General features: G+C 58.0%; 1 protein-coding gene. It reads right to left on the reverse strand.

What is annotated here, in order from left to right; translation table 11 throughout:
- Window positions 1-2 precede the first annotated feature (2 nt).
- A protein-coding gene (locus ALB80_RS22080; RefSeq protein WP_157054313.1) for an IS5 family transposase occupies window positions 3-760 on the reverse strand; the annotation gives its coding sequence in 2 pieces (ribosomal slippage) (window positions 3-439 and window positions 439-760; 759 coding nt in all).
- Window positions 761-786 lie beyond the last annotated feature (26 nt).

The raw sequence follows: 786 nt of genomic DNA on the forward strand, positions 1-786 counted from the left end.
ACTCATAGCCAATAGATGACGAGTGCGGCGAGTGCGATGGCTGACAGGAAGACTTTCGGGCATCTATCGTAGCGGGTTGCCACACGTCGCCAGTCCTTCAATCTGCCGAACATGATCTCAATCCGGTTCCGTCTTTTGTAACGACGCTTGTCGTACTTCACAGGTCTCTTGCGCTGCCTTCGGCCCGGGATGCAAGCGCGTATCCCTTTGTCTTTCAACGCTTCCCTAAACCAGTCGGCATCATATCCGCGATCTCCGAGCAGCCAGCCGACATTTGGCAAGCCGCTCAACAACGCCCGTGCGCCAATGTAGTCGCTGACCTGTCCTGCGGTTACGAACAGGTTCAGCGGGCGTCCCTGACTGTCGCAGATGGCGTGCAACTTGGTGTTCATGCCGCCCTTCGTTCGGCCAATCAGGCGTCCACGCCCCCCTTTTTGACGCCCAAACTGGACGCCGTGCGGTGCGCTTTCAGGTAGGTGGCATCGATCATGACGGTCTTCTGTTCGCCGTGCTCGGCGGCCAGACCGGCCATCATCCGCGCGAAGATGCCCTTGTCGCTCCACCGTTTCCAACGGTTGTACAGCGTCTTGTGCAGCCCGTATTCCTTAGGTGCGTCGCGCCAGCGCAAGCCATTGCGATTGATGAAGATAATCCCACTCAAGACGCGCCTGTCATCGACGCGTGGCTTGCCGTGGGACTTTGGAAAGTAGGGCTCCATACGCGCCATCTGCGCATCCGTCAGCCAGAAGAGATCAGACATGTTCACCGCTCAGTTTTAGAACCGTG

It is taken from the genome of Ruegeria sp. 6PALISEP08, from assembly GCF_001238295.1.
Taxonomy (GTDB): Bacteria; Pseudomonadota; Alphaproteobacteria; order Rhodobacterales; family Rhodobacteraceae; genus Ruegeria.